10 protein-coding genes are annotated in these 9497 nt (G+C 45.4%); 8 read left to right on the top strand and 2 right to left on the bottom strand.

Translation table 11 applies throughout. From position 1 onward, the window contains the following. Positions 1 to 581: 581 nt before the first annotated feature. Positions 582 to 791 carry a hypothetical protein gene (locus tag NT178_07655; GenBank protein ID MCX5812405.1) on the bottom strand — a complete coding sequence of 70 codons (210 nt, stop codon included), beginning with the start codon at positions 789 to 791 and terminating at the stop codon, positions 582 to 584. 458 nt (positions 792 to 1249) lie between these two features. Between NT178_07655 and NT178_07660 the strand changes: the two genes are divergently transcribed. The 8 genes from NT178_07660 (at position 1250) to NT178_07695 (ending at position 8642) form a co-directional block, all read left to right on the top strand. Beyond that, positions 1250 to 1933, top strand: a complete 684-nt coding sequence (locus tag NT178_07660) for an ABC transporter ATP-binding protein (GenBank protein MCX5812406.1) — start codon at positions 1250 to 1252, stop codon at positions 1931 to 1933. Beyond that, positions 1930 to 3168, top strand: a complete 1239-nt coding sequence (locus tag NT178_07665) for an FtsX-like permease family protein (protein MCX5812407.1) — start codon at positions 1930 to 1932, stop codon at positions 3166 to 3168. Before NT178_07660 ends, NT178_07665 begins: the two co-directional genes overlap by 4 nt. Before the next feature lie 32 nt (positions 3169 to 3200). Further along, on the top strand, positions 3201 to 3962 hold the full coding sequence (locus tag NT178_07670) for an outer membrane lipoprotein-sorting protein (protein ID MCX5812408.1): 762 nt from the start codon (positions 3201 to 3203) through the stop codon (positions 3960 to 3962). A 64-nt stretch (positions 3963 to 4026) separates the two neighbouring features. Then, positions 4027 to 5322 (top strand): hypothetical protein, encoded by a 1296-nt coding sequence (locus tag NT178_07675; GenBank protein ID MCX5812409.1) that lies wholly within the window; start codon positions 4027 to 4029, stop codon positions 5320 to 5322. Between the two features lie 46 nt (positions 5323 to 5368). Then, a complete protein-coding gene (locus tag NT178_07680) occupies positions 5369 to 6418 on the top strand; it encodes a histidine kinase (protein ID MCX5812410.1) in 1050 nt (349 codons plus the stop codon). Then, positions 6408 to 7172 carry a LytTR family DNA-binding domain-containing protein gene (locus NT178_07685; protein MCX5812411.1) on the top strand — a complete coding sequence of 255 codons (765 nt, stop codon included), beginning with the start codon at positions 6408 to 6410 and terminating at the stop codon, positions 7170 to 7172. Before NT178_07680 ends, NT178_07685 begins: the two co-directional genes overlap by 11 nt. A 215-nt stretch (positions 7173 to 7387) precedes the next feature. Then, positions 7388 to 7951: a DUF4412 domain-containing protein gene (locus tag NT178_07690; protein MCX5812412.1), complete on the top strand. Its 564-nt coding sequence runs from the start codon at positions 7388 to 7390 to the stop codon at positions 7949 to 7951. Between the two features lie 151 nt (positions 7952 to 8102). Then, on the top strand, positions 8103 to 8642 hold the full coding sequence (locus NT178_07695) for a hypothetical protein (protein ID MCX5812413.1): 540 nt from the start codon (positions 8103 to 8105) through the stop codon (positions 8640 to 8642). A 446-nt stretch (positions 8643 to 9088) separates the two neighbouring features. On the opposite strand, the gene NT178_07700 is transcribed toward NT178_07695, so the two are convergent. Next, the coding region (locus tag NT178_07700) for a hypothetical protein (GenBank protein MCX5812414.1) at positions 9089 to 9497 on the bottom strand (409 nt) is incomplete at its 5' end.

The following is a 9497-nucleotide window of genomic DNA, read 5'->3' on the forward strand; positions in this document are numbered from 1 at the left end:
ATGTATCTTCGTCCCCTGCACCTTTTTTATGAAACAGGTGAAAATCCGGAAGGCACAAATCTTCATAATGAAGACATGTTAAGAACAAATACGGGGTTGGGATCAAAGGGGATTCGGGCAACAGGCCGTTTATCCTTGACAAAGAAGCTTTTGTGAACCTCTGACACAATGTTCCGCCATAACACAAATTTCATTTGGCCGCCCATAAAGTTTCATGCCTTTGCCCCGCTGTTCATTGTTGCTCTTGCGTGAAACCATGGGGACAGAAACCGGGTTTTCTATCAGCCTGCCCAATGTCAATCCAGCGAGATTTCCATTTTCATATTTTTCGACTGTAATGAAAATTTGGCGTCATTCCATGTTGCCGGACCCATTGTGCCCTTAGCATTATTAGAGAATGCATAAGCTTCCGTTGGCATACCGCCGGAATCCCTGTCGAATTTACCATTTCCGTTCGCATCATGATACAGCCTGATTGCGTATATTTTGTAGGGGAGACCCTCAAAAACACACTCGGCTCGTCCTCTTCTGATACTGACCGAGGATTTTCTGAAAGGTTTGTCTGCGCTCTTATAGCTGTCCTATGAATCGAAGAGAGAGATTCTTATTTGACCTGCGTTGTTTATTGTCCCCGTAACGATGACCTTGAGTTGGCCGGATTGTCCACCATGCTTCTGTTGGGCATAGCCGCGGGTAGACAAAACAGTCATGGACAGGACAAGGACAAAGTAAATGCTGCATGTCACCAATTTTATACATATTCCTTTTTTATTTAACTTTTGATGCAACATGTGATGCCTCCTTTTTAGCATTTGCGGGAGCACACTATCATGATCCGACCTCCTTGCTCCTTCTTGTCGCAATTGTAAGGCATATCCCCTGCGGGAGCTAAGAGTATAGGACGAAAGGAAAAAAGTGGTATAAAAGGGATAGGGGAAGACCGAAAAGGATGTTGTTCCAATTACGAAGCAAAGCGCTATCATCATCAGCTCCTCAACGTTCTGTTAAAAGTATGCATGTCTACATATCAAAATATTGTAATATCCTCGCACAAACTCACAGGCTCAATTTTTATCTCTTCGCACCTAATTATTACCCTTTTATCGGCTTACAGGTCTTTTTGTCGCCGCAGCATTGATGAAGTATAATCGGTCATGTATAAATATCGCATGACCCTGAAGAGAAACTTGCAAAAGATGGTTTCCAGCCAATATCGGGTTGTTCAAGGCTCTCGAAAAGGAGGAATGGGATGGCTTTAATAGAGATGAAAAGCATAAAGAAGGATTATGTCCTGGGTGAAACAATCGTGCATGCCCTGCGGGGGATTGACTTGCAGATAGATAAGGGAGAATTTGTTGCCATATGGGGGCCTTCCGGCTCAGGCAAGACAACGCTTCTCAATCTTATCGGTGCCATTGATGAACCATCAGAGGGAGATGTGACTATTGCCGGCAGGAACGTCCATTCTTTATCCGATAACCAGAGAAGCGAACTTCGCAATGAAACGATCGGCTACATTTTCCAGGGCTTTAACCTTGTCCCCGTGCTCTCCGCATTGGAGAATGTCATGCTTCCTCTCCAGATAAACGGCGCCTCTTCCAAAGAAGCAAAGGAGAAGGCTTTATACCGTCTTCAGGAAGTAGACCTTACTGAGTTTATTCATCACCGCCCTTCAAAAATGTCGGGAGGACAACAACAGCGGGTGGCTATCGCGCGGGCGCTCGTAAATGATCCTTCCTTAGTGATTGCTGATGAGCCTACAGCCAATCTTGATTCGGAAACAGCCCGCATGATTATTTCCGTTATGAGAGACTTAAATGAAAAGGACGCTATTACCTTTATCTTCTCAACCCACGACCAGCGTTTACTGGATCGTGTAAAACGGCTCGTGCGTCTCGAAGACGGGCGGATTATCGATGGAGGGCAGTTATGATGAAATGGATGAAACTGGCCTTACGCAATATCATGAGAAACAAACGCCGTTCCCTTGTTACACTCCTTGCCATAGCTGTGGGCTTTGCTGCTATAAGTCTCTTCCGGGGATACACAAGCAACATGTACTCGGGGCTTAAGATAATGGCAATCCGGGGCGAGGGCCTTGGTCATCTCACAATCTTTAAGGCAGGATGGTTGGAGAAAGGAAAACTGGACCCGGAAAAGTACATGTTTTCAAAATCAGAGATCGAAAAAATATCAAAGCTTGTTGGCGATCAAGGCGGAGTTGTTCTGGCAACGCCTCAGATCAATCTGTCCGGTATTGTATCAAACGGGACTGTCTCCACAATATTCATAGCTCAAGGGGTTGTTCCTCAGGACGACAGGACTATCAAGGGATCCTGGGCAGCTTTTAGACCGATCAAAGGCGAAGGACTTAACGAACAGAAATCATACGGAGTGGAAATGTCCCAGGACCTGGCCAGGTTTCTAAACCTGACGCCGGGTAAAGACGGGGTAGTTATGGCTCCTACCCTTGGCGGTCAGATGAACGCTCTCGATTTAAATGTATCAGGCGTATATGATACAGGTTCTGACGCTACCAATGACAAATATATGCGGCTCCCCTTCAGTTTTGCCCAGTCCCTTCTGGACACGGAGAAGGCTGACAGAATTGTGGTTCTCCTGGAAGACACCGAAAAAACCGAAAAGATGCGCGCGCTGCTCCTTGCCAAACTTACAGGCGCAGGCATTGTCTGTGAGATAAAGACATGGAACGAACTATCCCTTTTCTATTCCAAGGTAAGAGGGATGATCGATATGATGTTTCTCTTCATATTCTGTATTGTACTTGTAATTGTGGTAATGAGCACTGTCAATACCATGGGTATGGCAGTACTTGAGAGAACGAGAGAGATCGGGACACTTCGGGCTTTGGGACTTAAAAGAAGAGGCATATCAATACTTTTTGCAATGGAGGGAGGTTTTCTGGGTCTTCTTGGCAGCCTCATAGGAGCCGTTCTGCACACATGTGTATGGGCTGTTATTCGCACTATAGGCCCTACTTACACACCTCCCGGCATATCGACTCCTGTGCCGCTGACGGTAAACTTTGTGCCTCAAGCCCTTGTCCTGCTCTCGATCTGCCTTATTATACTTTCCCTGATTGCGGCAATTATGCCGGCGAAACGGGCAGCCAGACAGAACATTGTAAATGCCCTGGGGCATACTTAAGATATGTGAAGATAAAAACAAGAGGAGGAAAGATGAATTGTAAACAAGTTAGAACATACATAGTAATTCTCGAATGTGTCATAGCCCTTTCCTTAGGCTTTGTCCTTCCAGCAACATATGCCATGACTCCTGATGAGATACTCAGGAAATCCGATGAGGCCCGCGGCAATGCAGACGGCATAGAGTGGGAAATTGCCATGGATTCCATAGAATCCGGTCGTGAACAGCAAAGAACTCTTAAAGTCAGTGCACGCAGTTTCAATTCTTTGGCAGAATTTCTCGCCCCGGCTAATGTTAAGGGACAGAAGATGCTCATGGTGGATCGCAATATGTGGTTTGCAAAACCGGGTCTTTCAAAAGCCGTTCCCATCTCTCCAAGGCAGAAACTCCTTGGCGGCGCTGCTAATGGCGACATTGCTTCAACGAACTATGCCGGTGATTACAAGATCAGCCATGTCTCGGATGGCATGGCCAACAAAGAATCATGCTACCTCTTTGACCTTACGGCAATCGATAAGAAAGCTACCTATGACAGCATCAAGTACTGGATATCCAAAGAACGCTTAGTTGGAGTAAAGGCAGAATTTTATACGGTATCAGGAAAGATGTTCAAGACCGCTATCTTTGAATACAACAACAGTATCAGCGTTGAGGGTGAAGCTCGCCCATTCATCTCCAGAATGCTAATCACGAGCGCCATTATAAAGGAGGATGTAACTACCATGAACTTTAGGAAAGTTTCTTTCAGGAAAATCCCTGACTCGATGTTCAACTTGAACCTTCTGGTGAAGTAGGACTGACAGGATGAGACCTCGTGCTTCAATTCCCGTATGTTTATTTTCAGCAGCTTTAGTATTTATGGCAGTCTTGATATGGCCAGGAACAGGATTTGCCGACACAGATGCAGAACCAGTCAAAACAGGGAAAACCTTTGCCGAACAATTTGCCATGGAATTCAGAGTGCTCACATACGGAATTCTCCAGGAGCCTTCCTATTCCACGCAAAATCCGGGAAATAACTTCCTCCGGATGCCCCGTTATCTCGGCGATATGGAACTGAGGCCCGATCTGAGGTTCAACAGGGATTCTCTGGAGCTTATGGTCAAACCGAGAATGAGGCTTGAATACAGCGCCTGGACAGGCGCAGGAATGCGCGAGCAAGGGTCGAATTGGGATGATGACTGGTATATCAATGAGTGGCTGGCCCGGGTGAAGGTGCGGGAAAACCTTTTCGTCTCCTATGGACGTGAAAATCTTCAGTGGGGACCCTCTTTCCTTTTTTCTCCCTCGAATCCATTCTTCCCTGACAATGGCCGCCGTAACCCCTATCTTGAAGTGCCTGGTTCTGATTTTGCCCGGCTTGTCTGGATTCCAGGGAGTTCCTGGACTTTTTCTTTAATTGCCAATACTGAAGAGGGCCGCAGCAAACCTATCGGCCCCGACCCTTTTGAAAAAATATATGCTGCAAAGATCGATTATACGGGCAGGGAGAATTACGCCTCTCTGATCCTCTCTCATAAGGAACGTACAGGGAATACGATGGGTTTTATGGGTGGGTGGACCTTAACGGATGCTGTTCTTTTCTATGCAGAGGGCGCGATAATTGAGGGCAGCAGGTCCCTCTATCCGGAAAGAGAACGCTCTTTCTTTGGATCGTCCATGCAGCAGATCTATAAAGACAGCAATACTCTGAAACCGGTTATTCTTATAGGAGGTTCCTATACCTTTGAGTCAAAGGGAACCTTGACTTTGGAATATGCATATAACGGCCAGGGCTACAACGATGCTCAAGCGGATAGATATTATGCCCTGAGGCGCAGTGCGGCAAATGTCCTGGCCTCGGGCAACATGATGACAGGACTTTCGCAGATGACCCTTGGTCAAACCGCCAATACAGGACTCAAGTTTCTGCGAAGGAATTACCTATTGTTTCAATATTTACAGAACAATATCAAAAATGTTATTGACCTGACTCTGCGGTGGACTCAGAACCTCGATGACGCCTCTTGCCAATTTACAACGCTTGTGACATACTATCTTGGCAATCATATGGAACTATTTTCTGTGGGCACGATAAGCGGCGGCGGCAAAAATACGGAGTTTGGGAGCACCATTAATTATCAATTGATGACGGGGATAAAATACACCTTTTGAGACAGAAATGACGAACAAACTAAACACGGAACCATCAACAAGTCTTATGAGGAAACATCTTGATGCCAGACATATACTGCTGGATTACCTCTATACAATCATCATATCGGTTCTGATTGCCCTGTTTCTCACCATTGTCGGTATCTCAAAGCCGTTTCTGCCCAATCTTGTCATGTCCCTCTCCTTTGGGGTTTCAATTTGCACCCTTATTATTTTGCTGTTCCTGCTCTTTAATCCGGGACAGGGAAAGGCCCTGCCGATAGTTTTTATACTGGCAGCCGGTGTTATCGGCGGAAATATAATCGGTTCGCAAGCAGGTCCTTTCATCCTCCGACACTTCTTTTCTATCAACATCGATGTACTACAGGAGGGTCACCATCTTAAAACCGTTGTTATGGCGCTTGTTTTCGGCGGCGCAGCCACGTATTTCTTTTATTCCAGGGCACAGCTAAAATCTGTCAGCGAAGCTGCGGAAAAGGAAAGATTCAATCGTCTCACAAGTGAAAAGGCGGTTCTTGAGGGCAATCTGAGGCTGCTTCAGGCACAGATTGAGCCCCATTTTCTTTTTAACACTCTTTCCAATGTTTTAAGCCTCATAGATACAGAACCGGTCAAGGGTAAGTCCATGCTGATGGATCTCATCAGTTATCTCCGAACTTCTCTGTCAAGGACGTTGCCTGAAACAACTACACTGGGTCAGGAAATTGCAATGATCAAGGCATATCTCAATATTCAGCAAATCAGGATGGGCGAGAGACTGAGTTTTACTATCGATATTCCAGATACAATCAGGGAACATCCTTTTCCTCCCATGTTGCTTCAGCCTCTGGTTGAAAATGCTATAAAGCACGGACTTGAACCCAGCATTGATGGCGGAGAAATATTGATTAAGGCTATTGAAGTAAATAACCTGATAAGAGTAGCAGTCCTGGATACAGGCTCCGGGTTTTCTTCGGAAAACAAAACCGGGGTAGGCATCAGAAACGTGAGGGAGCGTATTAAATTACTCTATGGAGAAAAAGGACGTTTTATCATAGAAGAGAACAGACCGAATGGTGTAAGAGCTATCATTGAGGTGCCGAAGCATGATCTATAAGGCTATCATTGCCGATGATGAAAAAGAGTTGAGAATATATCTCAAATCAATGTTATCGGAGGTTTGGCCCGAACTTGTGATATGCGGCGAGGCTCAAAACGGCAGGGAAACCCTTGCATTAGTGGAATCATTGAAGCCTCAGATCGCCTTTCTTGACATCAAAATGCCAGGTTTTTCAGGTATGGAAGTGGCAAAGAGTATCGCAGGCATCAGCCGCATTGTATTTATCACTGCCTATGACCAGTATGCGGTAGAGGCTTTTGAGCGAGAAGCTGTTGATTATCTCTTAAAACCTGTATCAAAGGACAGACTGATTCAGACAGTTGAGCGCCTCAAGAATCAACTGAATGCCTCCGCTGAACCGCCGGGTGGACTTGCCGAAGTTGTTGAGCAGATTATCTCCAGGCTGCCGGACAGAAGGGGCACGGAATTTTTACGATGGATCAGAACACAGCATAAAGATACTATCCGCCTCATACCGGTAGAAGAGGTAGACTATTTCAGCGCCGAGGATAAATATACCCTGGTAATAACAAAAGAAGGTGAATCCCTTATCAAAAAGAGCATTAAGGAACTGGCACAGGAACTTGACCCCAGTCAATTCTGGCAGATACATCGGGGAACCATTGTAAATGTTGCCAGGATAGACAAGATGAGCCGTTCAATCACAGGACGGGGGATGCTGAAACTAAAAGAAAGACCTGAGTTGCTCACAGTAAGCCGCAACTACCTAAATCTCTTCAAACAGATGTAGAGGAGGGAAAGAGCATTCCGATCCAATCTGTTTCTGTTTTCGATGTTGTTTTTCTTTTGTATACACTATTTGGCTGAAAAAGAGGATAAAGCATCAACCACCATACCCCTGAATCGGTAACTATTTAGCTGAAATTGCAGGATAAATATATATTGATTTATGATGGTTTTAGTGTTACATAAAAGGTGAAATATATTGATAAAATGGAGGGTAACATGAATAAAGGTTTGATGATTTGCTGCGGTATTTTCTTTTTCCTCTTCGCGGCAATTTCGAGTGCTTCGGCTGTCGAGCTTACGGCAGATATAATGACAAAGGAAGGAAAGATAACAAGAAACGGCAAGATATATGTAAAGGGCAACAAGTGCCGTGTGGAAAAAGGAAGTACGCCCCTCTATACAATCGTCAGGGGAGACAAGAATCTCTTCTGGCAGGTCAACAACGCGGAAAAAACGTACATTAAGGCAGCGCTGACACCTGACATGAAGCCGACTATTGAGGAAAAGATATTTGGTGAGACCGGGAGAAAACTGGTCGGCACAGAGACAGTGAACGGCTACACTGCAAAGAAATATGAGGTAACCGCAACAAAGGGCAAAAAAACAGAAACCATTCAGCAGTGGTTTTCAGCAGAATATAATTTCCCCGTCAAAGTTGCTGGTTCAAACTGGATCGTGGAGTATAAAAATATCAAAAAAGGCAATGTTCCTGACGGTCTTTTTGAACTTGCTCCGGGTCTGATAGAGGATACCTCCGAAGTCCCTGATGTGCTCCATTAGCAGGAACAATAACCGATCATAGTGCTTATTACGGAAAGGCCGGAACCGGGTGTAATGTTCGCAGTACCGGCCTTTTTCTTTTTAGGTTGCAGGGAAGCAGAATATCAGGCAGGCATGTCCTGTCTTATCACATACAAAAAGGGGCTCATGTATGGGTGGCCAAATAAAACAAAGACACCATCTTAAGGCCATGATCTTTGCAGCGGCTTTTCTGGCCGTCGCAATATGGTTTATTATGTGGCTCAAAGATCAGTCCGCGCAGCAGCCGGTGCCGACCGAAAGGGCAGTATATGATGCAAAAATAACCGACTGGAAGAAGTACGGGACTGATCAGGATGGAGATCACTTCTACCGGTTTGATGAATCCGGTAAGGCATTTCCCGATGTCCTGAGTGTAAAAACCAAGCTCATCTACAGTAAAGAGGGGAAGAAGGCATATATCGAGAAACGCAAGGCGGCAAGACTTTCGGATCAGGGATTCGATGAGCTCAATTCAAGGACTGTCCTCTACGGACTAAACTGTGTCAGCAAGACAAGAGAATTCTGTATCCTGGAGGTATTTGAACTGACAAAGGATGGTAAAACCCTGGACTATGCCAAGGCAGGTTCATATAAAAACTGGAACCCGATTCCTCAGGGAACGGTTTATGATGATCTTCAACGTATCATATGTCCCGAAAAAAAGCAGTAGAGATTGATTGTGCAGTAAGAAATATTTACAGAAGCAATGGCTGTTTGGTGTCTTTAGTGAAAAATATTCAGACACCGTTATTTTAGGCATTGTTACGCCTTTTTTCTTTTATTGATCCAGCGGTAAATTCCAAATCCGATCAAAAGAATTCCAAACCCGATCCACACAAACTCATATATCAACATCATAATGACCTCCGGATATTTTCATATCTTATCATCTTTCCTTTTGAATTTATACCAATTCGGATTCAATCATATAACTTCGTTAACTTATCGCCACACTCCTCAATCACCGGGGCTCACGTCGCCCCCTACACCAGCAAAGCTGCCGGAGCCTGCGTCGGCTCGCCCCGCCTTGTTCTATGCCTGAATACGAATTGGTATTAAACAAAATGAGAGATAAAAAAGGGGCCCGAAGGCCCCTTTTTTCTGTATCATATTCTCTTAATCTATTGCCTTTGACCACAACCTGTCAATAAGCTCTTTTGACGGCGGTTTCGTCATAAAACTGACCAGGAAGTAAATAGCGCCGCAGCTTAAGACCAGGAACCACTCGTAGCTGCCCATACCATAGTCTGGCGGTTTCTTGTACAGAACAGACCAGCTTCCATAGCAGGTGAAGACAGTGCCCCAGATAACGCAGGCCATTGCGCCCCATTTCGTTGCCCCCTTCCAGAAGTATGAGATGGCAGTGACGAAGAAGAAGACTGCGCCCAAACCCATGGCCGCCATACCCATAAAGATGGAGAGGAGTGGAGGCGGTTTGACAAGGACGAAGTAGAACGGCAGAAAGAGGAAGAGCGCGATGAGGAAGTACCCGAGATAGAGCATGGACTTATCCGATGACTTTGGC

Source organism: Pseudomonadota bacterium, assembly GCA_026388255.1.
GTDB lineage: Bacteria > Desulfobacterota > Syntrophorhabdia > Syntrophorhabdales > Syntrophorhabdaceae > JAPLKB01.

What these genes read in the sequence shown, in the direction of transcription:
- NT178_07655 (MCX5812405.1), bottom strand. Translation starts at nt 791, where the DNA reads ATGTTGCATCAAAAGTTAAATAAAAAAGGAATATGTATAAAATTGGTG.
- NT178_07660 (MCX5812406.1), top strand. Translation starts at nt 1,250, where the DNA reads ATGGCTTTAATAGAGATGAAAAGCATAAAGAAGGATTATGTCCTGGGT.
- NT178_07665 (MCX5812407.1), top strand. Translation starts at nt 1,930, where the DNA reads ATGATGAAATGGATGAAACTGGCCTTACGCAATATCATGAGAAACAAA.
- NT178_07670 (MCX5812408.1), top strand. Translation starts at nt 3,201, where the DNA reads ATGAATTGTAAACAAGTTAGAACATACATAGTAATTCTCGAATGTGTC.
- NT178_07675 (MCX5812409.1), top strand. Translation starts at nt 4,027, where the DNA reads ATGGCAGTCTTGATATGGCCAGGAACAGGATTTGCCGACACAGATGCA.
- NT178_07680 (MCX5812410.1), top strand. Translation starts at nt 5,369, where the DNA reads ATGAGGAAACATCTTGATGCCAGACATATACTGCTGGATTACCTCTAT.
- NT178_07685 (MCX5812411.1), top strand. Translation starts at nt 6,408, where the DNA reads ATGATCTATAAGGCTATCATTGCCGATGATGAAAAAGAGTTGAGAATA.
- NT178_07690 (MCX5812412.1), top strand. Translation starts at nt 7,388, where the DNA reads ATGAATAAAGGTTTGATGATTTGCTGCGGTATTTTCTTTTTCCTCTTC.
- NT178_07695 (MCX5812413.1), top strand. Translation starts at nt 8,103, where the DNA reads ATGGGTGGCCAAATAAAACAAAGACACCATCTTAAGGCCATGATCTTT.